The following is a 23,775-nucleotide window of genomic DNA, read 5'->3' as shown; positions in this document are numbered from 1 at the left end:
GAGGCCCCATGGATCCGGGGCCTCAAGTGTCCGTTCGCGCAGGTGAGTGGGGGAGGAACGTGTGGGCGACTACTCCGATCGGATGATCTTTGCCGTTGATGTTTCGCCCGGGCAACGGATTTCCTAGAGTAGGTAGGCTGAGAAATGTCAGCCCCGTCTGTTACTACTTATCCTCATCATTTCGCGCTCTCTCCCTAAGGAATTAAGGGCATGCTCCTCACCCTCATACGGCGCTACTCCAAACCGTATATGCCATACATCGTGGCCGTCGTAGTGTTCCAGCTGGCATCCACCATCGCAGCGCTTTACCTTCCCAGCCTCAACGCCCAGATCATCGACGAAGGAGTTTCCCGCGGGGATACGGATTTCATCTGGCGGACCGGGTCCGTGATGCTGCTGGTGGCCATTGTCCAGGTGGGTACCGCCATCGCCGGCGTCTACTACGGCTCCAAAACGGCCATGGCCGTGGGCCGGGACCTGCGCCGCGGGGTGTTCCGCAAGGTCACCAGTTTCTCCGCCAAGGACGTGAACAGGTTCGGTGCCCCCACCCTCATCACGCGCGGCACCAATGACGTCCAGCAGGTCCAGATGCTGGTGCTGATGGGACTGAACTTCATGGTGGCCACCCCCATCATGTGCATCGGCGGGATCATCATGGCGCTGCGCGAGGATATCAGCCTGTCATGGCTGGTCTGGGTCTCAGTGCCCGTACTGTTCGTTGTGGTGGGCTACCTGGTGGTCCGGCTGATGCCCCTGTTCCGTTCCATGCAGAAGAAGATCGACCGCATCAACGCTGTCCTGCGCGAGCAGATTATCGGCATCCGGGTGGTCCGCGCCTTTGTCCGCGAACCGTATGAAACCGACCGTTTTGGCGTCGCCAACAAGGACCTGACCGACGTCTCCTTGAAAATCGGGGCCTTGTTTGTCCTGATGTTCCCGGCCATCGGCATGATCCTGCACCTGTCCACGGCCGCTGTGCTGTGGTTCGGCGGCCAGCGCGTGGATTCAGGCGAGATGCAGGTGGGCTCCCTGACCGCGTTCCTGCAGTACCTGTTGCAGATCCTCATGGCCGTCATGATGGGCACGTTTATGGCCATGATGATCCCGCGGGCCTCTGTCTGCGGGGACCGCATCGGTGAGGTGCTCGACGTCGAACCCTCCATCCACGATCCCGAACGTCCCGAGACTCCCGCCACAGTGGCCGGGGTAGTCGAGTACCGTAACGTCACCTTCGCCTACCCAGGTGCCGAGACGCCGGTGCTGAGCAACGTCAGCTTCACCGCCAGGCCAGGCGAGACCGTTGCGATCATCGGTTCCACCGGCGCAGGCAAGACCTCGCTGCTGGCCCTGCTGCCGCGCCTCTACGACATCGCCGAGGGCGAAGTCCTCCTGGACGGCGTCTCCGTCAGCAACCTGGACCGCGCCGAGATCACCAAGCGCGTGGCGCTTGTCCCGCAGCGGCCGTACCTCTTCTCCGGCACCATCGAACACAACCTGCGCTTCGGCAAGACCGAAGCCACGGACCAGGAACTCTGGGACGCGCTGCAGATCGCCCAGGGCGGGGACTTCGTCCGCGAGAAGAAGAACGGCCTGAACGCCCGGATCGCACAGGGCGGCACCAACGTCTCCGGCGGCCAGCGGCAGAGGCTCTGCATCGCCCGCGCGTTGATCACCAAACCCAAGGTCTACCTTTTCGACGATTCGTTCTCAGCACTGGACGTGGCAACCGACGCCAGGCTCCGCGCAGCCCTGAAACAGACCACCGCCGACGCCACCGTGATTATCGTGGCCCAGCGGATCTCCACCATCACCGACGCGGACCAGATCCTGGTCCTGGACAACGGCCGGATCGTGGACCGCGGAACGCATGAGGAACTCCTGGAAACGTCACCCACTTACCAGGAAATTGTTGAATCCCAGCTGAGTGTGGAGGAAATGGCATGAGCGCCGCCAAGAAGGTCTCGACGCGCTCGACCAACGAAACGAACCCGGATTCCGTAACTCCCGAAGACCTCCTGGAGGACGACGGTTTCTTCGAGGAGGAATACAAGCCCTCCGAAGCCGACGGCGATATGTTCGGCGGTATGCCCGCCAAGAAGGCCGAGCACTTCTGGCCTTCTGCCAAGAGGTTGCTGGGGCTCCTGAAGCCTGAGGCTGTGGGCATCTACGCCGTGGTGGCCCTGGTGGTTGTCTCGGTGGTCCTGAACGTCATCGCCCCCAGGATCCTGGGCCAGGCCATGGACGTCATCTTCGGCGGCGTAGTGGGCAAGCAGCTCCCCGCCGGCGCCAGCAAGGACCAGTTCGTGGAAGGCCTGCGCCAGCAGGGGCAGGAAAACTTCGCGGACATGGTGTCCCGGATGGAGCTGGTTCCCGGCACTGGGATCAACTTCCAGAAGCTCTCGGTCCTGATCGCCATCGTGCTGCTGATGTACTTTGTGGCCAACATCTTCCTCTGGCTGCAGGGCTACGTGCTGAACCTCATCGTGATGAAGGTGATCCGTAGGCTTCGGGACGACACCGAAAAGAAGCTGAACCGGCTCCCGCTGAACTACTTCGACACCCGCCAGCGCGGCGACGTCCTCTCCCGGGTAACGAACGACGTCGACAACGTCCAGCAGGCGCTGCAGCAGGCCTTCGCGCAGCTGATCAGCTCGCTGCTGACGGTCATCGGCATCGTTATCATGATGTTCATCGTCTCGTGGCAGCTCGCCCTCATCGCCCTGGTGGCGCTGCCGCTGTCCGGCGTGGCGGCCGGCCTGATCGGTTCGCGCAGCCAGAAGCTCTTTGCCGCCCAATGGAAGAACACGGGCGAGCTGAACGGCCAGATCGAGGAATCCTTCTCCGGTCACGATCTGGTGCGGGTTTTCGGCCGTGACACTGACATGCTGGAACGCTTCGAAGAGCGGAATGAGGCCCTGTACAAGGCCAGCTTCGGAGCCCAGTTCGTCTCCGGCATGATCTTCCCGGTCATGCAGTTCGTTTCCTACCTCAGCTATGTGGGCATTGCCGTCGTGGGTGGTCTCCGGGTGGCCTCGGGCTCGATGTCCCTGGGCGACGCCACGGCATTCATCCAGTACTCGCGCGAATTCACCCAGCCGCTGGGCCAGATGGCCGGCATGGCCAACATGCTGCAGTCCGGCGTGGCGTCCTCGGAGCGGGTGTTCGAATTCCTCGACGCTGATGAGCAGGACCCCGAGTCCGTCACCGAGCACCTGCCGGCCAAGACCGACGGGCATGTGACGTTCAACGACGTCACGTTCAGCTACACCGAGGACAAACCCCTGATTGAAAACCTGTCCTTCACGGCGGAACCCGGGCACACCGTGGCAATCGTCGGTCCCACGGGGGCCGGCAAAACCACCCTGGTGAACCTCGTGATGCGCTTCTACGAGCTCAACTCAGGGTCGATTACCCTGGACGGCGTGGATGTCACGCACCTGAGCCGCTCCGAGCTGCGGTCCAAGGTTGGCATGGTACTCCAGGACGCCTGGCTGTTTGGCGGGTCCATTTACGAGAACATCCGGTACGGCAACCTGGATGCCACCGAGGAGCAGGTCATGGCGGCCGCCAAGGCCACCTTCGTGGACCGCTTTGTGCGCGCCCTGCCGGATGGCTACGACACCATCATCGATGAAGAAGGCAACAACGTCAGCGCCGGTGAAAAGCAGCTGGTCACCATCGCCCGCGCATTTGTGGCCAACCCGTCGCTGCTCATCCTGGACGAGGCAACCAGTTCGGTGGATACACGCACTGAACTGCTGGTCCAGAAGGCCATGGCGGCGCTGCGGACGGACCGCACCAGCTTTGTGATCGCCCACCGGCTGTCCACCATCCGCGACGCCGACACCATCCTGGTGATGGAGAACGGCAAGATCGTGGAGCAGGGTAACCACAAGTCACTCCTGGCGGCGGAAGGTGCGTACTACCGGCTGTACATGTCCCAGTTCGCCGGTTCCGACGTTGAGGAAACCGTTGTGGACGATTCGACGGCGGTCCACAGCTGAGCGCCCTGGAAGCCGGAGCCGTCCGGCGCATTGAGGTCCTGGTCCCGATGCGCTGGGGTGACATGGACGCCTACGGGCACATCAACAACGTCCAGATTGTCCGGATGCTCGAGGAGGCGCGGATTATGGCGTTCGGGCCTCCCCGGGGCACCGGCCTGCCGGGCATCGAGCCGGAAGTGTCGCTCTTCAACGACGTTCCGGAGGGAACCCTGGCGCTGGTGGTGGACCACAAGATCCGCTACGTCAGGACGCTCGAATACCGCAACATCCCGGCAGTTGTCCAGGTGTGGATCGGTGCCGTCAAGGGTGCCAGCTTCGACATCCACTACGTGGTGCAGGACCCGGTCACCCGGGAGGACTGCGTCCGGGCCAGCAGCCACCTGGCGTTTGTGGACGAAGCCTCCGGCCGCGTCCTGCGCCTGACACCGGAGCAGAAGGAGCGGCTGGCGCCGTATACGTTGTGAGCAGCATGCAATGTGAACGGTGCAACGACGACTGGTGTCCGCCGTGCCTGCGCACCCGTTGCGCAGGCACGGCGGACACCGGAAACTGGGAATATCCACTAAGGAGCGTTTGATCATGGCCAAGAAAACCAAAAAGACCTGGAAAGAGATGTCACCGGCGGCACGGGCAGGATTTGTGGCCATCGGAATCGCGCAGGTGTCACTGATGCTGGCCGCCCAGCGGGACATTTCCAAGCGCCCGGCTGACCAAATAAACGGGCCAAAAGCGGCCTGGCGCGTGGCTACCCTGATCAATTTCATCGGGCCGATGGGCTACTTCATTCTTGGGCGCAAGCGGCCTGGTGCCGGGGCCGTGTCAGTCAAATAGCGGGCCTGTGAACTGCAGACCGCCAGGGACTTCGGAGCGGGCATCCAGCTTGAGCCTGTAAATTTGAACCCATGACCCCAAACCCCAAGACTGCCATGCACCGCGCCCTCGGTGTCTCAAAGGAGATCGAGGACGCTGCGTGGTTTGTGCTGGGACCGGGCTTGCAGGGCAAGCCGTCAGCTTTGGACGGAAACACGCTGACCTGGACCGCGGAGGCTGCGGCAGAGCTGCTGGAACGCCTGGACCGGGGAACGGCGGATGCCAAGGCGCCCATGATGACAAACCTCCGGCAGAACCTCGAAGACGCGTCCCGGGAGGCCAAGCAACTGGCCGTCGAGCTGCTCTTCCTGCAGTCGCTGCCCCTGGCGCACGAGGTGAAGTCGCTCAAGGTCAAGCGTGCCCGTGTGGCTGAGGCCGCGTCCTGGCTGGAAACACCGTTGGAAGCACCGCTGGAGCTGCCCGAGGAACTCTACAAGGGCATGACTGACCACGGCGTGATCAGGGACCGCACCGCCGAATTCAACTGGACCATTTGGGACCACCTCAAATGGCTCTGCCGCTTTGTGCAGCACGTGGACCAGCAGATTCCTGCAGCCATCGCCAAGGCGCTGAAGGACCCGCTCAATTTCCACGAGCTCGCCGCGGGCACGCCGGGGGATCAGCCCGCCATCCGCCGCAGCATCGAGTACCTGGCGTGGCCGAGCTACTTCGAGCCCGTTGTGGCGGACGTGGAACGGCAGGAAATCCGGGACGCGTTCGCCTCCCTGGTGGGCGGGGCCAAGGGCGACAGTGATGAAGACATCACCGCGGACATCCACCGCATCCGGCTGCACTTGGATGAACAGGCCGGCCAGCGCATCGACTGGTACGCCCGCCAGCTGGTCAGCCAGTGGCGCAAGGTCGGGGACCCCGGGCGCCGCGCGTGGCTGCTGCGTACCCACAGCGACAACGCCGAGCTCCTCACCGCGTGGCAGGAAGAGGAGAAGGTGACGCTCGACGTCGAACATCTCCGCCATCTGGACCCCGGGGTGACCGCGGGGCTGGTGCAGCACGCGGTGGACGAGGACTACAAGCACCTGGGCTACGTGGAGCGGGAGGACACCAAAACGGCGGTGTTCGCCTTCCTCACGGTCATGAAGCCCGGCGACCTGGTTCTGTTCCAGCACGCCGGCACCGTGCGGCTGGGCGTCGTGCTGGGCGAGCCCGGGCACAACGATGACAACCGCCGCCTGCGGCGCAAGGTGCGTTGGCTGGACGACGACGGCCACGCCACCACCGATCTGCCCCGTCACGTCCAGCGCCAGCTGGCCACCTCGGGGATCGTTGTCGACGTGACCAGGGTAGTGCAGGCGCTCCAGGCGCTCGTCCCGGCCGAGGCGGAACCGGAGGACGACGGCGACGCGGAACCTGCCGCCGTCGTACCCCCTGTGCAGGAGGGCTTCCGCCCGCTGAGCCGCGACTTCGCGGAGTCGCTGCACATGGACCTGGAGCCGCTGCAGGAGATCGCGGAACTGCTGGAGGAGAACCGCCAGCTGGTCCTGTACGGGCCGCCCGGAACGGGCAAGACGTACCTGGCCAAGCATCTTGCGGCGGAACTGGCCCAGGACAGCACGGATGAGCGGGTGAAGCTGGTGCAGTTCCACCCGTCGTACGCGTACGAGGACTTTTTCGAGGGCTACCGGCCGGACAAAACGGACGAGGGCCAAGTGGCCTTCAAACTCGTGGCAGGACCGCTGCGCCGGCTGGCCGAGGAAGCCGCAAAGCGCGGGAACGAAAAGAAGCCCTACTTCCTGATCATTGACGAGATGAACCGGGCCAACCTGGCCAAGGTGTTCGGCGAGCTCTACTTCCTGCTGGAATACCGCGATGACCGGATCTACCTGCAGTACAGCCCCAACGAGCCGTTCACGCTGCCGGATAACCTGTACATCATCGGCACCATGAACACCGCGGACCGGTCCATCGCCATGATGGATGCCGCCATTCGGCGCCGGTTTGCGTTCATCGAGCTGCACCCGCAGACGGAGCCGGTGAAGGGGTCGCTGCTGAGGTTCCTGCAGGCGCGGGACCTGGACACCACGCCGGCGCTGCTGCTTGATGCGCTCAACGCCGCTATTGACGAGTGGGACCGGGACCTGATGATCGGCCCGTCATACTTCATGAAGGCCGCCGCGCAGACGCCCACGGGGCTGCGCCGGATCTGGAAATATGAGCTGATGCCGCTGCTGGAAGAGCATTACCACGGCCAGCTGACGCGCGCGCAGCTGGAGGAACGGTTCGGGCTGGAGCAGCTGCTGGGGCGCCTTGTTACCAGCTAAGCCAACCCACACTCCGGTGCACGGCGGCGCCGCGTCAGGAGGGGCCGTGCAGGGTGGCGCAGCGCAGGGTGGCGCAGCGTCGGGTGGCGCCCAGCAGAGCGGACGCGGTCCCGCAGCGCGCCATCTGGTCCTGGACGAGCTGTCCATAGGCTCTGTGGAACGCCTTGATGCGGCCAGCGCGGCTTTCGTGAACTCCAGCGGGCTGGCCAAGGCCTCCCCAATGGGCATGGGTTTGTACCGGATCGAGCCCGCGGGAAAGGTGGGCTCAGTCCGCACGGCCACGCTGCAGCTGGATGTTCGCCCCAAAGACCGGCTGGGACTGAGCCGGCTGCTATTTCTCCTCAGCTACGCCGGCAACCAGGGCTTCCGGGCAGATTCCGTGGCCGCAACCGAGGACCGCGAACTCTGGAGCGCGCTGGCCGAATCCCTGGCGCAAATGGCAGAGCGTGCCTTGGGGCGAGGGGTGCTGCAGGGCTACCTGACCGTTGATGAGTCCCTCCGCACGGTCAAGGGTCGCATCCGGATTTCCGACCAGATTTCCCGCCGCCCGGGCATGCTGGTGCCGCTGGAAGTATCCTACGACGAGTTCACCGAGGACATCGCCGAAAACCGGATCCTGCGCGCCGCGCTCGAGCGCATGGGAAAGGTGCCGGGGGTCCGCCCGGAAGTGCTGAGCCGCCTGCGGCAGCTGAAGGGAACGCTCGACGCCGTCACCCGCCTACCTGCCGGGGCGCCCCTGCCGCCATGGACGCCGAGCCGGATGAACGTGCGCTACCAGCCAGTGCTGCGCCTCGCCGAGCTGATCCTGAAGAACGCGTCCGCCGAGGCGGGCGAGGGGAAGCAGCAGACGGCGTCGTTTGTGGTGGACATGGCCCAGGTGTTCGAGGATTTTGTGGTCACGGCGCTCTGCGCGGCCATGGCGGCGTATCCGGGGGAGATGCGGCGGCAGTTCAATGCACTCCTGAGCGAAGCTGTCCATGATGCCGACCGGCTATCCGTGCGCCCGGATGCAGTGCACCTGTTGGGCGGCCGGCCGGTGGTGGTCTACAACGCAAAGTACAAGGCTGCCACGGACTTGGGCGCCTCCCTGACCGCCGACCACTACCAGATGCTTGCCCACTGCACCGCCCTGGGTGTGCCCACCGCCTGGCTGGTCTATGCGGGGGTGGGCGAGATGAAGCTGCGGAGGATCCTCAACACTGACATCGACATTGTGGAGTTTCCGCTGGATCTGTCGATGCCGCCGTCGGACATCCTGGCAGCGGTGGCGGACCTTGCGCGGCAGTCCTGGGGCGAAGTTGTCCCCACCCGCCCCCTAACCTCGCAAGCTCGGCCAGAGAACCCGGCGGGCGTGGGCCCAACTACCCGCGCGGGAGGCTAGGCCGGCATCCGGAACGTGAACGTGCTGCCCTGTCCCAGTTTGCTTTCCACCTGGATGGTTCCGCCGTGGGCTTCCACGATGGCCTTGCTGATGGGCAGGCCCAGGCCTACACCGGGAATCGCTGTATGGCGGACGTTGCTGGTCCGGAAGAACTTGGCGAACACCTGGGCCTGGTCGTCGGTGCTCATGCCCATGCCCGTATCACTGACCCGGCAGGCGAGGTGGCCGTCGTCGTGCTCCAACGACACCACCACGTTCCCGCCGTCGGGCGAATATTTGATCGCGTTGGAGACCAGATTGTCCAGCACCTGGGAGACGCGGGGGCCGTCCACATGGGCATCCAGCCGCGCTGGCGTGTCGGCTGTCAGCGTCACGCGGGAGACGTCGGCCCTGGGCATCGCGGCGGACACGCTGGCACGCACCAGTTCAGCGACGTCGACGGCGTGTGGGCTCACGATCAGTTGCCCGTTTCTGGTGGCGAGGAGGTCAGACACCAAGGTGAGAAGCCGTTCAGAATTGCGCTTGATGATGTTCAGCGGTTCCAGTTGGTCGTTACCGGGGTCGTCCTCCAGGAGGAGTTCCACGTAACCCAGGATGGAGGTCAGCGGGGTCCTGAATTCGTGGGACACGCTGGCGACGAAATCATCCTTGGCGGCCAGGGCGTCCACCAGGTCTGTCACGTCGCTGAACACGATTACCGAGCCGGCGAACGTCCCGTCCGGGTCCGTCATGGCCCGGGCGCTCGTGGTGAGGGCCCGCTGTTCCGTGCCTGCGCCCAGCCAGACCAGGTAGTCGGTGAAGGTCTCGCCGAGGACAGCCCTGCGCACAGGCCGGTCCTCCACCGGGACAGGGGTGGTACGGTCCGCGGCGAAGACCAGCAGCTGGGGCTCGTTCGGCTCATCGATGTCCTTCGGGCGCGCCAGTTCGTGGTTGGCGCGCTGTTTCCGGTTCATCAGGATGTCGTGGCCGTCTGCGTCGACGGCGAGGACGCCCAGGTGCACAGTGTCCAGAACGGAGTTAAGCAAAGCCTCCTGTCTCCTGGTGCCGAGCAGGCTGGCTTGGAGCTGTTTGTCTTTCTCTTCCAGGATCCGTTGCTGCCGCGTCATGCTCAGGGTCAACACGCTGACCGATACGCCGATTCCGAGCATCATGACAGGGAGGAGCAGGGGCTTGACCAGGGTAGGGCCAGACACATCTCCGCCAAGAACCAGCGGAACCCAGATCATCGCCAATGGCACGAAGAAGGACAGCCACAGGGAAATCCGGGGGTAGTAGCCTGAGGCACATAGCCAGATGACGGGGAAGACTGCCAACAGACTGATTCCGGCCAGGCTCTCCTGCCCGCCTTCCCTGCCCACGCCGATGGAGGCGAAATCCAACAGCGGGATGACCAGGAAGCTGGTGTGCGGCAGGCGGTCCCACGGCACCACGTAGCACAGCACCATGAGGGCCAGCTGGGAGAAGAGGAACGCCACGAATAGCGCGTTGTCCATGGTCCGGGGGAAAAACGCCGACACGAGGACCACGGCCAGCAGTGTGGTTATGAAAAGCGGCATTTGGCTGAGGGCGACTCTGTCCGTCAGTCGGTATTCATGGAAGGGTTTCCGGAAAAACCTAAAGTGGCCCTCGGCCCACGTTGCGGGTTCACTCATGAACGTCGGCCTGAAGTGGGAGGATAGGCGAATACATACCAGCAGGATATCGGCAGCGGGCTATACTTCTCACGTTGTCAAGCTGGTTGAGGGGACTGGTATGAGTGAAGCACGAGTTGGTCTGGTCATCGAAGACGATCAGGATATCCGGGAGTTGGTTCGGGCGGTCCTGACGCAGGCGGGTTTTGACGTGACAGTGGCGGGCAGCGGATCCGAAGGGGTCAAGGCTGCCAGAGCCTTGAATCCAGACGTCATAACACTTGATTTGGGACTGCCGGATATCGACGGATTCGAGGTCTCCCGTCAGATCCGCGAGTTCTCGGATGCCTACATAGTGATGCTCACGGCACGGGCTGAAGAACTGGACACTTTGATCGGCCTCGAGTCCGGGGCGGACGACTACCTCACCAAGCCCTTCCGCCCACGTGAGCTCCGCGCGCGGATCGCGGCGATGATGCGCCGCCCCCGAGCGCTTCCGGACGCGGGGGAGAGTGCCCCCCCGGTATCTGATCGCCCGGTCGACGCCGGCACTGGCAGCGGAAACGGTCATTACAGCCACAATGGCTTGGATCTGAACTACGCCTCACGGTCTGTCGCTGTGGACGGCCAGGAGCTCAACCTGACGCGGACGGAGTTTGAACTCCTTTATGCCCTGCTCGAGGCGGGCCGGACTGTCCGGACCAAATCGGATTTGGTGCGTCGGCTCCGGTACGAGGATTACGACGTCGGAAGTTACATCAGCGAAGCGGACGAACGTTCGGTGGAAGTGCACATGGGTAACCTCCGGAAGAAACTTGGTGATTCACCGCAGCAACCGCGCTGGCTGCAGACGGTCCGCGGTGTGGGTTACCGGTTGGCACCAGGCGGGCGCTGAGCCTGGAGCCGGTACAGGGTCTGGCGGCTGCACTGGTTGATCGGCCGGAGGTAGTTGACGGCCAGTTGCGGCAGTGCAACGGATGGTTCCGCACGCGGTGACTTTTCCCGGATGGAACGTTCAAGGTCCATGGCCAGCCCCGCCAGCCGTTCGGCGCCCACCATTTGGCTCGAAGTCTTGAGGCTCAGGACCGCATCCACCGCCCCGTCCAGGTCTCCCGTGGTGAGAGCGAGCCGCAGCTTGCCGATCCGAAACGGCAGGCAGTCGATGAAGTTTCCCACGAACATGCTGCAGTAGCCCTCGTCTTCGTCGAGTTCGACGCGTAGCCGGTCAAGGACCGAGGGATCTACCAGGGGGCGCCCTGCGTCGTCGGATGGAGTCATGTTCGTCCCTTCCGCTCGCGACTGCCGCCCGGGTAGGAGGCTGTGACTTGGGTTTGTGTCCACTTTCAGCGTAAATCTGTTCCCTGAAGATGCAGCCGTCCGGGACAAGGACTGCGGGATTCCTGGGGAGAATGCGGGTTTTTCATAGGAGCTCATCTTTGCTGGTGCCGATCAATTCGCGAGGCGGCAAAGGCTCAAGATTGGCTCAACTTCCGGCTGGCGGTGCTTTCCTGCTGTGGGCTTGCCTGCTGTAGGTTTGCAGGGCGTCAGCTTGCCGGGCGCCGAGGAACTCCACAAGGTGGGCTTCGAGGGCGGAGCCGTCCTTCAACTCGCACTCCCACACGGTGAGCACCTCCCAGCCGGCGGCCATTAACCGTTGGCGCTGGTCGGCGTCGCGGTCTTTGGTGCGCGTGCGCTTGGCCTCCCAGAAGGCGGCATTCACCTTGGGCGCGTGCTGGCCTACCCGGCAGTCGTGAAAGTGCCAGAAGCAGCCGTTGATGAAGATGACCTTTCGGCGGCCGGCGAATACCAGGTCCGGGCGGCCGGGCAGGCGGCTTTTGCCGGCCGTGCCGTGCAAGCGGTATCGGTAGCCTTTGGCATGGAGGAGGCGGCGCACCAGCAGTTCCGGCTTGGTGTTTTTGCCCCTAATGCGGGACATGTTCCAGCTGCGCCGCTCGGGAGTGAGCCTGTCCGCCATGATTCCAGCCTACGGGCTCCTAGATTTCGTGCTCCGGCTGGTCGCCCAGCTCGAAATGGCGGCCGCTGACGGACGTGGGCACGATCTCCACGTAAAAATCCTTCAGTGTCGGCACCCAGGATTTCAGGCCAAGCTCCTCGACGGCGGCGAGTTCCGTTGAGTTGACCAGGACGCGCGCCGTTCCCCGGAGGACCACAGACCACGCCTCATCCGAGAGTATACCGTCCGTTTCGAGCAGCACACGGGAGTTGATGGTGAGCTGCGCCAGCTTGTTGCCTGGCGCGGTGCGGAGGTAGATTTTTCGGTCTGAGGTCAGGTAGTTGACGGGAAAGATATCCGGTTCGCCGGCCACAGAGACCACCAGCCGGCCGTGCTTTGTGGCGTCCAGGAGTTTCCAGGACTGCTCGTCGTCGAGCTCAAGAACGGGGTTGCCATCTGCGTGCGTAAACATCATGCAATCCATTCTTCTACGTTCGGTAGAAGAATTCTAGGGTTTTGGCGCGGAAGATTCTGCACAGGGGCCTGGCGGGCGATTGTCCGTATGACTTTTTATTGGTCCTTGGCGGTGGTAGAACCGATGGCGGGTGGCTGTGGATAACTTTCATCGCTCAAATGTGTCCTGGGCTACCCTTAAGGTCATTGTTCGGAGCGAGACGTCTTGAAACTATCGGGGGATTAGCTGCCCATGACATCGCACATCACTTCCACGGCCAGGCGTTTGCGCAGGCACTTTGTTGCTGCTGTTGCCGTGTCCGCTTTGCTTTTGACCGGATGTAACCCGGGTGGCGATCCTGGGGGCACCTCGTCCGCGTCTCCGACCGCGAGCTCCACCCCCAGCCCCAGCCCCAGCCCCACGCCGACGGCGACTCCGGTCTATGTGCCGGCTTCGGCCAGCGGCCGTGCTCAGAATGTGCCGGTGCCGGTGCTGCCCGAGGTCGCAAAGACGGAGACGAAAGAGGGGGCTATCGCGTTCGCCCGCTACTGGTTCGAGGTCCTTAGCTATTCCTATGAGACGGGAGAGCTTTCACTTCATGAAAGCCTGACACCTCAAACATGCGCGCCATGCCAAAAGTCCTCGGAGGCGATTAGAGCTTGGCATTCCGAAGGCAGGTGGATGGTCGGAGGACAGATCAGCACGCCCGCGGTAGATACGACGTTCTCCCGTGATGAAGCTGGGAAATACAAGGTCTCTGTCCAAGTCCATCAGACTCCACTGTCATATGTCCGCGCAGACGGGACAGTTGCGCATACCGACCCGCAAGGTGCAGACCAGGGCAACTTGCTAATCATTTCGTACAGCTCCAATTCGTGGCGGCTGGACGAAGTCGGAAGCATAGTTGGATAAGAGTGCGTACCGGTCGACCGCTTGGATATCACGGAATGGTACTTACCGCGTGGCTGCTCGTAACGCTCTTTGCATTACCAGCTCACGGTGCCGGTGATAACGATCCTGAATTTAATGGCGCTTGGACACCGGATTCAGCCGGAGTCGGCGGTTATGTGTGGGACGCCGAGGCCAACGACTTTGTTCAGCAAGCACCCGGGGCCCCAATTTTGGATCCCAACAACTACAAGTACGAACTCCAGTGCCACCTTGGCGGGGGCGACTTCGATTCTGTGTGCTTACGTGATCAGGTTGAATGCACGAACGGGCCGGACGGCGAAGACGGGATCCCGGTCATCTGGTATTCCATGCCGAGAGGCGTTCCTGGGGCCGTTTGGGCCATTCACTCCGGACCCACTTGCCTCTACGACGCCAAACCCGAGGACCTCCTGCCGCGCATAGCGGCCCAGATCCAGAAGCAGTTCGAGAGCCTCCCGATCAACGCCGGAGCCGTTGTCGCGCAGCCCAGCCCAAACACGCTCCGCGGTGCTGAGACGAACTTCTACGCGGACGCGTCCGAGCAACAGTTTGACGTGACGATGTTCGGGCAACAGGTGCACGTTGTCGCGACGCCGGTTCAGTACACCTGGAACTACGGCGACGGAACCGTCTTCGGCCCGCAGCCTTCCATGGGTGGACCGCTGCCACAGGACCGCTGGGGTGAGAAGACCCGAACAAGCCACGTCTACGCGGACACTGGCGACTTCCAGGTTGTCCTCACTACGTCCTTCCAAGGCACGTATTCCGTGAACAACGGACCACCGCTGCCTATACCGGGCCAAGGCCAGTTCAGCGCACCACCGCAACCCATCAGCGTCTGGCGGTCCATCACGCGGAACTATGCCGACGACTGCAACGAGAACCCGCAGGGTGAGGGATGCCCGGGCGTCGCATCGCCCCGATAGGACGCCTGCGACGACGCGTCTGAGACGGCTGGCAACGGCGCCGGGAAACCCTCGAAGCCGCCCCCGCAAAAGAGTGATCCGCGCCTCCATCGGAATACTTGCACACGCCGCGCAGTTGGGCACAGCAGTACCAATTCACCTCGAAAGGAACTGCGAATGCTGTTTTCCCCCTTAACTCTTGGCGAGCTTGAACTGCCCAACCGCCTGGTCATGGCGCCCCTGACCCGCCTCCGCTCAGGCGAGGACGGCGTTCCGGGTGCCCTGGTCGTGGAACATTACCGGCAGCGCGCCTCACTGGGACTCATCGTCAGCGAGGGCACGTACCCCAGCCCCGCAGGACGCTCCTACCCGGGTCAGCCCGGTCTGGTCACCACGGAGCAGATTGCTGCCTGGAAGAAGGTCACCGACGCGGTGCACGCTGAAGGCGGCCGGATTTTCGCGCAGATCATGCACGGCGGGCGGGTTTCCCACGCGGACATCACCGGCGGCCACACCATCGTTGGTCCGAGTGCTGTTGCCATCGAGGGTGAGGTCCGCACGCCGTCCGGCAAGCAGCCATACCCCGTCCCGCACGCACTGACCACCGACGAGTTGCCCGTTGTGATGCAGGAGATCGTCGCCGGCTCGGTCAACGCCATTGAAGCAGGGTTCGACGGTGTGGAGCTGCACTCGGCCAATGGCTACCTTCTCCACGAATTCCTGGCCCCGAACTCCAACGTCCGGGACGACAGCTACGGCGGTTCGCCGGAAAAGCGAGCCCGCTTTGTGATTGAAACGGTCAACGCCGTGGTGGCCGCCGTGGGTGCGAACCGCGTGGGTATCCGCATCTCGCCGGAGCACGGCGTACAGGGCATCGCCGAAACGGATGCGGCCGATGTCCGTGCCACGTACGAGGTGCTGGTGGACAGCATTGCGCCGCTCAACCTCGCCTACGTCAGCATCCTGCACCACGAGCCCACCAGTGAACTGGTCCAGGACCTCCGGGCGCGCTTCAACGGCACCTTCCTGGTGAACTCCGGCTTCGGCACCATCACCACCCGTGAGGAAGCAGCCGCGCTGGTGGCCGACGGCCATGCGGACGCGGTGGTGGTGGGGCGCCCCGCGATTGCTAACCCGGACCTCGCGCGTCGCTGGAAGGAGAGCCTCCCGCTGAACGAGCCGGACCCGTCCACCTTCTATGCTGACGGCTCCATAGGCTACACGGATTACCCCGCGTATTCGGCTTAGCGGTCAATTCTCGGCCTTGACCGGGGGCTAACGACGACGGCGGCACCCGGCTTGGGTGCCGCCGTCGTTGGCTGCTCGGTGTGCTGTCCCGGCTGCCCGCACCAATAGGCCATCCGACGGCTGTTTTGGCTCATTTTCTACGTTGGCCCGCCCAGATTCACAAGAGCTGAGCGGTAACTTCAGAATACTCCAGCGAATGGATTGTTGCTAGGAAAACTACAGGTATGCCTCCCGCCCCGTCCCTTCGCGCATCACCAGCTTGTCATCCTGAATGGAGACGAGCAGGCTTTTGGGCTTTCCGCTGACTTTGGTGATGGCTTTCAGGCCCCGGTTGGTGACTTCCACACCTACCTGCGCCCCTTTCGCGGGAAGCTCCACGGACGTTTCGTAGGCTTCCCCCAGCAGCGGGTTGGTGGACACCCCCGTATCGCGGCGGACCTCCTTGCCGTTGACCATAACGGTGATGTTGGCCTCGTTGAATCCTTCCTGAAAGACGATGAGCAGTTCCCGCATGGTGGGCCTCTTCCTCGAAGTGATTGCCTGTGGCGGCATATCAACTACAGCACTTCGCGGCCCGGAGCGGAATACCCCGGCCGGCTGCCCGGCCGGGCGTCGCTGGAGACCATCAGGCCTGTAGGGCAAAATGTTCAGGTGACTCAACTCCCGCACGTCCCGTCCGCCTCCACGTCTGTCTCAACTCCGGACAGCGCCATCCACGCCCAGATCGCCGCCGAACTTGGCGTGAAGACCTGGCAGGTCAAGGCTGCAGTGGACCTGCTCGACGGCGGTTCCACCGTTCCGTTCATCGCCCGGTACCGCAAGGAAGCCACCGGGACGCTGGATGACACGCAGCTGCGCGAACTCGACGAACGCCTGCGCTACCTCCGCGAACTCGAGGACCGCCGTCGTACTGTCCTCGAAGCGATTGCCGCGCAGGGGCAGCTGACCCCCGAACTGCAGGCAGCGATCCTTGCCGCAGACACGAAGTCCCGGGTGGAAGACATCTACCTTCCGTTCAAATCCAAACGCCGCACCAAGGCCCAGATCGCCCGTGAAGCCGGGCTGGAGCCGCTCGCTGATGCCCTACTGAAGCGTCCCGAGCTGGACCCGGAACGCGAGGCTGCCAGGTACCTGAGCGCCGAACACTCCATTGATGACGCGGCCGCCGCGCTCGCCGGCGCCCGTTCCATCCTCGTCGAGCGGGTTGCGCAGGATCCGGACCTCGCCGCGACCCTGCGCGAGCGGCTGTGGACGCAGGGGCGGATGGTGTCGCGGGTCAAGAAGGGAAAGGTATCCGACGGGCAGAAGTTCGCCGACTACTTTGACTTCGCCCAGGCGCCCACCGGGATGCCCTCGCACCGCGTGCTTGCGCTGTTGCGTGGTGAGAAGGACGGCGTCCTGGAGCTGGATCTCGCCGAGGCGGATCCGAACGACGACGACGCCCTGGCCGCTGCGCGTTCCCGTTACGAATCGGCCGTGGCCAGGTGCCTCGGGGTCGCCGACCGCGGCCGTCCCGCCGATGCCTGGCTGATCCAGACCGCGCAGCTTGCCTGGCGCTCGCGGGTCCTGGCCCGGCTGACTGCCGACCTCCGGGGACGGCTGTTCACGGCCGCAGAGGACGAAGCTGTTCGCGTGTTCGCCGCGAACCTGCGCGACGTGCTCCTGGCCGCACCCGCCGGAAACCGCGCCACGCTCGGGCTGGACCCAGGACTGCGGACCGGCGTTAAAGTGGCGGTTGTGGACGGGACGGGCAAGGTGGTGGCCACTGACACCGTCTACCCGCACGCGCCTGCCCGGAAGTGGGACGAGGCCCTCGCAACGTTGGTGCGGCTGGCCCAGAAGCACAAGGTAGAACTGGTGGCCATCGGCAACGGAACCGCGTCCCGGGAGACGGACAAGCTTGCCGCGGAACTGATCAAGCTGCTGCCGGCCGCGGATGCGAAACCGCAGAAACTGGTGGTTTCCGAGGCTGGGGCGTCGGTGTACTCCGCGTCGGCGCTGGCCTCGGCGGAGCTGCCGGGCATGGATGTTTCCCTGCGCGGGGCCGTCTCCATCGCGCGGAGGCTGCAGGACCCGCTGGCGGAATTGGTGAAGATCGATCCCAAGTCCATCGGCGTGGGGCAGTACCAGCACGACGTCACTGCAGCGAAGCTGGACCGCAGCCTGGACGCGGTGGTCGAGGACTGCGTGAACGCTGTCGGCGTTGACGTGAACACGGCGTCGCCGGCGCTGCTGAGCCGTGTGGCCGGCGTCGGGCCGTTGCTGAGCGAGAACATTGTGGCCTACCGGAACGAACACGGGCCGTTTGCCAAGCGCAGCGAACTGAAGAAGGTGCCCCGCCTGGGTGCGAAGGCGTTTGAGCAGTGCGCAGGCTTCCTGCGGATCACCGGGGGAGCAGAACCTCTGGATGCATCGAGCGTGCACCCCGAGGCATATCCGATTGCCCGGAAAATCCTGGTTGCGGCTGGCTCTGCGCCAGCGTCGTCCCTGGACCCGCGGGCCTTCGTGGACGGCACGTTTGGCCTTCCCACCGTCCAGGACATCCTGGCCGAACTGGACAAACCCGGCCGCGACCCGCGGCCAGCCTTTGCCGCGGCGACGTTCTCGGAGGGCATCGAGAAGATCTCCGACCTCAAGCCCGGAATGGTGCTGGAGGGAACGGTGACCAATGTGGCCGCGTTCGGCGCATTTGTGGATGTTGGAGTGCACCAGGACGGTCTGGTTCACGTGTCGGCGCTGGCTAACCGCTTTGTGTCCGACCCCCGCGAGGTAGCGAAGTCCGGGCAGGTTGTCCGTGTGAAGGTGCTGGAGGCCGATCCGGAGCGGAAGCGGATTTCGCTGACGTTGAGGCTCGACGACGAGCTGCCGCCCTCGGGCGGCAACCAGCGGGGAAACGAGGGCCAGCGTGGCGGGCGGAACGCCGGCGACCGTGACAGCGGCTCCGGCGGCGCTCGACGGCCCGGCGCCTCCGGTGGGCCCCGCCCCCGCAGCCAGAACGTTGAACCGGGACGGGGATCGTCCGGCAAACGTCCCGACAATCGGCCTCAGGCCAGCATGCCGGCTCCTGTCGATACAGCCATGGCTGAGGCGCTTCGCAAGGCCGGCCTCGGCAAGTAACCTGTCATGCTGGCTGGACGCCTAGCACCTGTAGCGACGGAGCCAGCCAAAGCTGCTAAGGAAGCAGCACTCGGGGGCGCCCGAACTGGGTCCGGACTCCGGGGGAGAAGAGGACAGAGTCAGGGGGACCGGACACGTTGATTCCGGCGGCGCTGATCAATTCGTCGTTGAGTCTTGTCACCTCGGCCCGGTGAAGGGGCCACGCCACATGCGTGTTGGGAACGTACAGCGTGCGGCGCCCGATGGTGGTGTGGAGGCCGAACCTCGCTGTCAGGTGAACGGACAGCGGATCGGCAGCGACGGTGTCCAAATCGGGTACGGCGCCGAAGTCGCTCCGGGCCCCGGCCCTGAACCGGCGGACAGTGAAGCCGATGGAGTCATCTATCGCCGACCGACGGAAGCCCGCGCGGGACCAGACGTAGGGGATTCCCGCCGCCCGGGCCGCCAAGACCACAGCGAGCCGGTTGGCGTCCAGGCTCAGGAACACCACGCCTCGGGTGCCATCCGGTTCCCGGGAGTAAAGACGCACATTGATCTCGTTGAAGTCCCCGAAGAAGGGTATCGCGGGACCGCTGCCGAGCCCGGCCTTCCGCATGCGGAAACCTATCAGGCCCACCCACGACGAGCCGTCGAAGACGTCAGGTACCACCCCGGGCGGCATGAAGTGTGCTGCCTCGGTTTCAGGCAGACGCCAGTGCAGGAACAAGGCATCAGTCCAACGCTGGTCCATGATGATGGGCCCGGGTAGTCGGGGCGCATCCGGCCAAGGATCCAGCTCCTTCGCGTGGGAAATCATCACTACTGCTGTCCTCCTTACTGTCTTTCCGCTGGTGGGGGCTTAAGCGTCCGTTCGCGCCGTACCCGCGGGTGCTTTCTGCCACGGCCATCGTCCCGTGATTTCCAGCTCCAGCGAGAAGCTCAGGAACGTACGGATGAGGACGATGATGGCCAACACCCCGACGCTCTCGAAGGTGGGCGTCACGGCTACCGTCCGGATGATGTCGGCGGCCACCAGGAGCTCCAGGCCCAGCAGGATGGACCTCCCCAGCAGTTGCCGATAGGCGCGGTATACCGTCAGCTTCTCGGCCCCGGCCGGCAGTTTTCGCGGCTGATAACCGCGCAGGGCCATCGGAATGGATACCACAGCGCCGATAACCATCACGGATACCCCCGCCAAGTCCATGAATTTACCCACGGCCTCGATGATCTGCTGGAAATCCACCCTGCTCCTCGTGTGTAACGTGCCTGCCGCCCCTTGGAAGAGGTGCCTACGACAGCAGCCTACGGGTGCCGGACTCCGGTGCGCGCCAGGACTGCCCGGTAACCTTCACGGAAGGTTGGATAGGCGAACTGGAAACCCGTGGACCGAAGCAGCGCGTTGCTGCAGCGTTTGTTGCCCCCGCGGGCTTCGCCTGCCGGACCGACTTGCGGTTCCGGATAGCCCATTTCGGCGGCCAGGAACCGCAGCACGTCCCCAAGTTCGGCGGGAGAGTTGTCCACACCGACATATACCGGCGCGGGCATAGCTTCCATGCAGGTCAGGCGCACCATCGCAGCAGCGGCGTCGTCCCGGTGGATCCGGTTGGTAAAGCGTGGCTCGTCGGGAACCACGGCATTCCCCCCGCGGACCTGATCAATCAAACGGGTCCGGCCCGGACCATAGATCCCGCCAAGCCGCAGCACAACGGGCGAAGTGCCCGTGCCGCGCAACCGCGAAACCAGGAGTTCCTCCGCTTCGAGGAGGATGCGTCCCGAGAAAGTGCCAGGCGCCGCCGTCGTACTTTCGTCAACCCAGCCACCGGCGGCGTCCCCGTAAACAGCGGTGGAGGACACAAAAAGTACCCGGCGTGGCGTCACGCCGTCGCGCTCCAGGGCGTCCAGGACGTGCGTCAGCCCGTCCACATAGGCGGCCCGGTAGGCCGCTTCCGTGGGTGAGTCGGCCGCTACGGCCACGACGACGGCCGTAGCGTCCGCCGGGACGGTGGGTAGGTCCGTGGAGCCCAGGTCCGCTGCCACGCCTTCGATCGCAGAGGGAAGTTTCTCGGGCGAACGGCGCCAGCCAACCACCCGCTGACCCAATGCAGCGAAGCGGAGTCCGGCCTCAGTTCCGAGATCGCCGCAGCCGGCCAAGAGAATCGTCATGGTGAAAGTCTGCCATTCCCACCGTCGTGACTCGCATTCGCGGCTTGATCAGGGCGCTGGAAGGGTGGAAACCACCGCTGGCGCGGGAACCGGGACTCTCTGCGGCTGGGGCGAAAGTTGTGAGAGCACGTTGGAGAGCACACCGAGGGCGACAATGATCAGTGCCAGCCGAAAGAGCACCCCCAGGCAGCTCGTCCTTTTCCTGCGTGCAGGCTTTGGTCGAGCGCTAACTGGAGGGCGTATGGTGCGTGGGTCATCGGAGGGGTCGCGTGCAGTGCGCCACCGTGCCAAGGATGGGGCAGGGCCTGCAGCATGCATGATATCCGAAGGCCCAGTCGGAACACTTCCAGTGGTTAGAAGCGGTGGACTTGACGTTCCGGCAAGCAGGTTGGTCAGGAATTGGTGAATGGCTTCGACTGTGTTCGCATCAAGCACGGCCGGCACAGCACCTATGGCGCGGCATACGGTGTCGATGCCCTGGACCCGCGCACCGCTGGCGGTGGTGCCCTGCAGATCGGGTTGTCCAACCATGCACAGCCACGCTTGAACGTAGCGGCGGTGCCGCGGTTCCAGGAGGGCTGCCACCGCTGAGCACTGCTCTACCACCCCGGAGACTTCACTCTCGCGTGAGTAACCGTTTTGCCGCAGGACGCCGCTCCGGATCTGGACGTCACCGGACCAGTTCTTTGCATCGATCACGATAACGCCGCCCGGGCCTATCAGGACATGGTCCAGATTGGCTTTGGGGCGTCCGGGCCAATGCACGTCATGAAGGGCCATCCAGCCCTGGGGCTGCAACGTTTCCAGGATCGCCGCAACACGGGCTTCACCCGCGGCACCCGCGGCCCACGCCCGTTCCGCCCGTTCTGCGTGCTCGAGTTGCCGTCGCAGTTTGGCCGCTCGTTCCGCAGCCATCCGCGCCTGCTCAGCCGCGCCGCCGCCTGCCCCCATTTTCGCCCCCAAGCCCGTTGGTGCCTACTGACAGCACTCGAGGCCTACTTTAGGCGAAAAGTCGCGCGCGGGGAGCAGGCAGGCCTCCTCAGGGGCGAGAGGCCGGGCGTGGTGCCTCAGAGAGCGGGAACCGGGAAGAACACCCGGGGGTCCTGCAGGAGTGCGGGGTAATCGAACGCGGACCGGTCAACTACCTCGGTGACGCCGAATGTGCGGCCGAACCGGCCGTCGTCGAGCGTGATGGGACGGCCCAGCACCTGCCCGACGGCGAACTTGGTGCCGTCCTCAAATGAAACGGCAACGGTGGTCTTGCCGGGGAGGGTGGCGAACGCTTCCTCCTGCGCCTGGCGCTTGCGGGTGGGCTTCTTCACGAGCTGCTTGGGCGGCAGCTTGCGCGGCTGCTTGGACGGGCGGCGGGAGCCGTCGTCGACGTAAACGGGGGAGTAGCCATCCTCAGGTGCGGCGGGTGCAACAGCGCCGGCGCGGCGGATCGGAGGCAGTGCCACGGTATCCAGCGTCTGCGGATCGATTTCTGCGTGCGGGTCGCGGAGAATCCAGAGGATGTCGCCCTCGGGTTCTGCCGGATAGAACTCGTGCTTGGGCTCAGGCCAAATGAAGTCCAGGTCCAGGTCGGCGTCAGGAAACACCGTCTTGTAGAACTTTGGTTCCTTGCGGAGCAGCTTCGCGCGGTGGCTCAGGTGGAAATCGGGGTTGCCAAGCCACTCCGGCAGCGGAATCTTGGCCGCGTAGTCCGGGTGTGCTGCCTGGGGCGCGAACTCGGTGATGCTGGCGCGGGTATTGTCCGCATGGCCGCGGGAGGTCCATTCGTCCACCATCGCCAGGCCGTACATGGTGAGCGCCGGAACGTGGCCCATCCACATGCGGACGGCGGGATGGTCCAACCAGCCGTACTCGGGAATCACCAGAGCCCGGAGGGTCTGCAGCGCCTCAACACGCTGCTTGCCAAGCCTGGCGGTGTCCAGTGCTGCGGCACTCTGCCGGAAATCGGGATACGGAAGGAAGGTTTGCATCCCTTCAGTCTGACGGCATGCGCCGGATGTGCCAATTGCAGTGCCCGGCGCCACACGCGCATGTCCGGTGGCGGGGTCCTGGAAGCACAAAGGTGCAACGAAATAGTTCACATAGTGGACCGATACATACAGCGGGTATCGCCAGCCACTAAGATCACCGAAACGCCCCACCGTCCCGGAAGCCCCCAATGACAATTTCTCCTGCTGTGACCACCGGTTCAACGCAGCTGTTTGTGCCCAAGTTCGGGCAGATGCTGGATCCGGAGGCCAAGGGCATCCTGGTCCTTGATGAATTTACCCTTGACCCGGCCGCGGCGCGGACTGAGCAGCACGGTTTTCGTGCGGCCATGGCCTCCGTTGCCCTGACCCTTCGCCGGATCGTTGCGCTGCGGATCGTGATCGCGCTCGTGGCCATCGGCAACCTGCCCCTGTTCCTGATGTCCAGCGGCTGGTGGATCTACGCCGTTTCGCTCGCGCTGGTGATCGGTGTGCACCTTGCCGTCTCCTGGCTCAACAAGCACGAGCCCAAAGTGCGCCAGCGCCAGATGCTGGAACTTCACCTGCACCGCGAGAAGAGCGCCAACTACCGCAAGGTCCGCGACGCCGTGAAGTACATGATTGATACCCCCAGTCGCATGAACGAGCACCTCTACCTCGAACTCCTGGCGGCCAAGCGTGTGGCATTGAACCTCGCCCACGGCACGGTGGCCCTGCTGGACACCACCGACGACGCCGCGTGGAAGGTCCGCATCATCCGAGAGATTCCGGCCGCCAAGGCAGCAGCCTAAGCGAACAGAACGCGGGCTCGCGGGCAGGAAGGTCAGGCGCCTGCCCTCCAGTCAGATCAGAACGGACGACGCCGGAGCTCCCCAGTGAGG

General features: G+C 64.2%; 22 protein-coding genes. 12 read left to right on the top strand and 10 right to left on the bottom strand.

The features are described from left to right. The first annotated feature begins 210 nt into the window (after positions 1-210). The 6 genes from QK290_RS12325 to QK290_RS12300 all read left to right on the top strand — a co-directional run bounded on the left by QK290_RS12325 (position 211) and on the right by QK290_RS12300 (position 8,534). Positions 211-1,944, top strand: coding sequence for an ABC transporter ATP-binding protein (locus QK290_RS12325; protein ID WP_282330924.1), 1,734 nt, complete (start codon positions 211-213; stop codon positions 1,942-1,944). After that, on the top strand, positions 1,941-4,004 hold the full coding sequence (locus QK290_RS12320) for an ABC transporter ATP-binding protein (protein WP_282330923.1): 2,064 nt from the start codon (positions 1,941-1,943) through the stop codon (positions 4,002-4,004). The genes QK290_RS12325 and QK290_RS12320 overlap by 4 nt, the downstream gene beginning before the upstream one ends. A gap of 47 nt (positions 4,005-4,051) precedes the next feature. After that, positions 4,052-4,468, top strand: a complete 417-nt coding sequence (locus QK290_RS12315; protein WP_185262686.1) for a thioesterase family protein — start codon at positions 4,052-4,054, stop codon at positions 4,466-4,468. Positions 4,469-4,583: 115 nt separating this feature from the next. Further along, positions 4,584-4,835 carry a PLDc N-terminal domain-containing protein gene (locus tag QK290_RS12310; RefSeq protein ID WP_282330921.1) on the top strand — a complete coding sequence of 84 codons (252 nt, stop codon included), beginning with the start codon at positions 4,584-4,586 and terminating at the stop codon, positions 4,833-4,835. A 71-nt stretch (positions 4,836-4,906) separates the two neighbouring features. Then, on the top strand, positions 4,907-7,153 hold the full coding sequence (locus QK290_RS12305; protein ID WP_282330920.1) for an AAA family ATPase: 2,247 nt from the start codon (positions 4,907-4,909) through the stop codon (positions 7,151-7,153). A 124-nt stretch (positions 7,154-7,277) separates the two neighbouring features. After that, on the top strand, positions 7,278-8,534 hold the full coding sequence (locus QK290_RS12300; protein WP_282330945.1) for a restriction endonuclease: 1,257 nt from the start codon (positions 7,278-7,280) through the stop codon (positions 8,532-8,534). Here QK290_RS12300 and QK290_RS12295 read toward each other — a convergent pair. Next, positions 8,531-10,186 (bottom strand): HAMP domain-containing sensor histidine kinase, encoded by a 1,656-nt coding sequence (locus QK290_RS12295; RefSeq protein ID WP_282330919.1) that lies wholly within the window; start codon positions 10,184-10,186, stop codon positions 8,531-8,533. The two genes, QK290_RS12300 and QK290_RS12295, sit on opposite strands and share 4 nt — an antisense overlap. Before the next feature lie 100 nt (positions 10,187-10,286). On the opposite strand from QK290_RS12295, the gene QK290_RS12290 reads away from it, so the two are divergent. Next, positions 10,287-11,060, top strand: coding sequence for a response regulator transcription factor (locus QK290_RS12290; protein ID WP_282330918.1), 774 nt, complete (start codon positions 10,287-10,289; stop codon positions 11,058-11,060). Here QK290_RS12290 and QK290_RS12285 read toward each other — a convergent pair. The 3 genes from QK290_RS12285 to QK290_RS12275 form a co-directional block, all read right to left on the bottom strand. Further along, entirely contained in the window at positions 11,033-11,443 is a 411-nt protein-coding gene (locus tag QK290_RS12285; protein WP_282330917.1) for an Hpt domain-containing protein, read from the bottom strand. The two genes, QK290_RS12290 and QK290_RS12285, sit on opposite strands and share 28 nt — an antisense overlap. Before the next feature lie 205 nt (positions 11,444-11,648). After that, the gene (locus tag QK290_RS12280; protein ID WP_282330916.1) at positions 11,649-12,140 is read right to left on the bottom strand and encodes a very short patch repair endonuclease; all 492 of its coding nucleotides are present in this window, start codon (positions 12,138-12,140) and stop codon (positions 11,649-11,651) included. Positions 12,141-12,159: 19 nt separating this feature from the next. Further along, on the bottom strand, positions 12,160-12,594 hold the full coding sequence (locus tag QK290_RS12275; RefSeq protein WP_282330915.1) for a pyridoxamine 5'-phosphate oxidase family protein: 435 nt from the start codon (positions 12,592-12,594) through the stop codon (positions 12,160-12,162). Between the two features lie 231 nt (positions 12,595-12,825). Between QK290_RS12275 and QK290_RS12270 the strand changes: the two genes are divergently transcribed. The 3 genes from QK290_RS12270 to QK290_RS12260 all read left to right on the top strand — a co-directional run bounded on the left by QK290_RS12270 (position 12,826) and on the right by QK290_RS12260 (position 15,656). Continuing rightward, positions 12,826-13,485: a DUF6318 family protein gene (locus QK290_RS12270; RefSeq protein ID WP_282330914.1), complete on the top strand. Its 660-nt coding sequence runs from the start codon at positions 12,826-12,828 to the stop codon at positions 13,483-13,485. 35 nt (positions 13,486-13,520) lie between these two features. Beyond that, a complete protein-coding gene (locus QK290_RS12265) occupies positions 13,521-14,429 on the top strand; it encodes a hypothetical protein (protein WP_282330913.1) in 909 nt (302 codons plus the stop codon). Positions 14,430-14,585: 156 nt separating this feature from the next. Continuing rightward, entirely contained in the window at positions 14,586-15,656 is a 1,071-nt protein-coding gene (locus QK290_RS12260) for an alkene reductase (RefSeq protein ID WP_282330912.1), read from the top strand. 216 nt (positions 15,657-15,872) lie between these two features. Here QK290_RS12260 and QK290_RS12255 read toward each other — a convergent pair whose 3' ends face one another. Then, positions 15,873-16,169 carry a hypothetical protein gene (locus tag QK290_RS12255; RefSeq protein WP_282330911.1) on the bottom strand — a complete coding sequence of 99 codons (297 nt, stop codon included), beginning with the start codon at positions 16,167-16,169 and terminating at the stop codon, positions 15,873-15,875. 138 nt (positions 16,170-16,307) lie between these two features. Here QK290_RS12255 and QK290_RS12250 point away from each other — a divergent pair, with 138 nt between their 5' ends. Beyond that, positions 16,308-18,773 (top strand): Tex-like N-terminal domain-containing protein, encoded by a 2,466-nt coding sequence (locus QK290_RS12250; RefSeq protein WP_282330910.1) that lies wholly within the window; start codon positions 16,308-16,310, stop codon positions 18,771-18,773. 55 nt (positions 18,774-18,828) lie between these two features. On the opposite strand, the gene QK290_RS12245 is transcribed toward QK290_RS12250, so the two are convergent. From QK290_RS12245 to QK290_RS12225, 5 genes are all read right to left on the bottom strand, one after another. Continuing rightward, positions 18,829-19,569, bottom strand: coding sequence for a DUF2071 domain-containing protein (locus QK290_RS12245; RefSeq protein WP_282330944.1), 741 nt, complete (start codon positions 19,567-19,569; stop codon positions 18,829-18,831). Positions 19,570-19,611: 42 nt separating this feature from the next. Next, on the bottom strand, positions 19,612-19,995 hold the full coding sequence (locus tag QK290_RS12240) for a DUF1622 domain-containing protein (protein ID WP_282330909.1): 384 nt from the start codon (positions 19,993-19,995) through the stop codon (positions 19,612-19,614). A gap of 59 nt (positions 19,996-20,054) precedes the next feature. Continuing rightward, complete coding sequence (locus QK290_RS12235) at positions 20,055-20,915, bottom strand: NAD-dependent epimerase/dehydratase family protein (protein ID WP_282330908.1); 861 nt, start codon at positions 20,913-20,915, stop codon at positions 20,055-20,057. Positions 20,916-20,963: 48 nt separating this feature from the next. After that, positions 20,964-21,830, bottom strand: coding sequence for a nuclease-related domain-containing protein (locus tag QK290_RS12230; protein ID WP_282330907.1), 867 nt, complete (start codon positions 21,828-21,830; stop codon positions 20,964-20,966). Positions 21,831-21,982: 152 nt separating this feature from the next. Beyond that, entirely contained in the window at positions 21,983-22,897 is a 915-nt protein-coding gene (locus tag QK290_RS12225; RefSeq protein WP_282330906.1) for an MSMEG_6728 family protein, read from the bottom strand. A gap of 188 nt (positions 22,898-23,085) precedes the next feature. Between QK290_RS12225 and QK290_RS12220 the strand changes: the two genes are divergently transcribed. Then, on the top strand, positions 23,086-23,685 hold the full coding sequence (locus QK290_RS12220) for a hypothetical protein (protein WP_282330905.1): 600 nt from the start codon (positions 23,086-23,088) through the stop codon (positions 23,683-23,685). Positions 23,686-23,775: the final 90 nt, after the last annotated feature.

The organism is Pseudarthrobacter sp. AL07 (assembly GCF_029960665.1).
GTDB lineage: Bacteria > Actinomycetota > Actinomycetes > Actinomycetales > Micrococcaceae > Arthrobacter.
This window is presented reverse-complemented; position numbering and strand designations above follow the sequence as displayed.

Coding starts and splice junctions, on each gene's coding strand:
- QK290_RS12325 (WP_282330924.1), top strand. CDS start 211: ATGCTCCTCACCCTCATACGGCGCTACTCCAAACCGTATATGCCATAC.
- QK290_RS12320 (WP_282330923.1), top strand. CDS start 1,941: ATGAGCGCCGCCAAGAAGGTCTCGACGCGCTCGACCAACGAAACGAAC.
- QK290_RS12315 (WP_185262686.1), top strand. CDS start 4,052: ATGCGCTGGGGTGACATGGACGCCTACGGGCACATCAACAACGTCCAG.
- QK290_RS12310 (WP_282330921.1), top strand. CDS start 4,584: ATGGCCAAGAAAACCAAAAAGACCTGGAAAGAGATGTCACCGGCGGCA.
- QK290_RS12305 (WP_282330920.1), top strand. CDS start 4,907: ATGACCCCAAACCCCAAGACTGCCATGCACCGCGCCCTCGGTGTCTCA.
- QK290_RS12295 (WP_282330919.1), bottom strand. CDS start 10,186: ATGAGTGAACCCGCAACGTGGGCCGAGGGCCACTTTAGGTTTTTCCGG.
- QK290_RS12290 (WP_282330918.1), top strand. CDS start 10,287: ATGAGTGAAGCACGAGTTGGTCTGGTCATCGAAGACGATCAGGATATC.
- QK290_RS12285 (WP_282330917.1), bottom strand. CDS start 11,443: ATGACTCCATCCGACGACGCAGGGCGCCCCCTGGTAGATCCCTCGGTC.
- QK290_RS12280 (WP_282330916.1), bottom strand. CDS start 12,140: ATGGCGGACAGGCTCACTCCCGAGCGGCGCAGCTGGAACATGTCCCGC.
- QK290_RS12275 (WP_282330915.1), bottom strand. CDS start 12,594: ATGATGTTTACGCACGCAGATGGCAACCCCGTTCTTGAGCTCGACGAC.
- QK290_RS12270 (WP_282330914.1), top strand. CDS start 12,826: ATGACATCGCACATCACTTCCACGGCCAGGCGTTTGCGCAGGCACTTT.
- QK290_RS12265 (WP_282330913.1), top strand. CDS start 13,521: ATGGTACTTACCGCGTGGCTGCTCGTAACGCTCTTTGCATTACCAGCT.
- QK290_RS12260 (WP_282330912.1), top strand. CDS start 14,586: ATGCTGTTTTCCCCCTTAACTCTTGGCGAGCTTGAACTGCCCAACCGC.
- QK290_RS12255 (WP_282330911.1), bottom strand. CDS start 16,169: ATGCGGGAACTGCTCATCGTCTTTCAGGAAGGATTCAACGAGGCCAAC.
- QK290_RS12245 (WP_282330944.1), bottom strand. CDS start 19,569: ATGATTTCCCACGCGAAGGAGCTGGATCCTTGGCCGGATGCGCCCCGA.
- QK290_RS12235 (WP_282330908.1), bottom strand. CDS start 20,915: ATGACGATTCTCTTGGCCGGCTGCGGCGATCTCGGAACTGAGGCCGGA.
- QK290_RS12230 (WP_282330907.1), bottom strand. CDS start 21,830: ATGGCTGCGGAACGAGCGGCCAAACTGCGACGGCAACTCGAGCACGCA.
- QK290_RS12225 (WP_282330906.1), bottom strand. CDS start 22,897: ATGCAAACCTTCCTTCCGTATCCCGATTTCCGGCAGAGTGCCGCAGCA.
- QK290_RS12220 (WP_282330905.1), top strand. CDS start 23,086: ATGACAATTTCTCCTGCTGTGACCACCGGTTCAACGCAGCTGTTTGTG.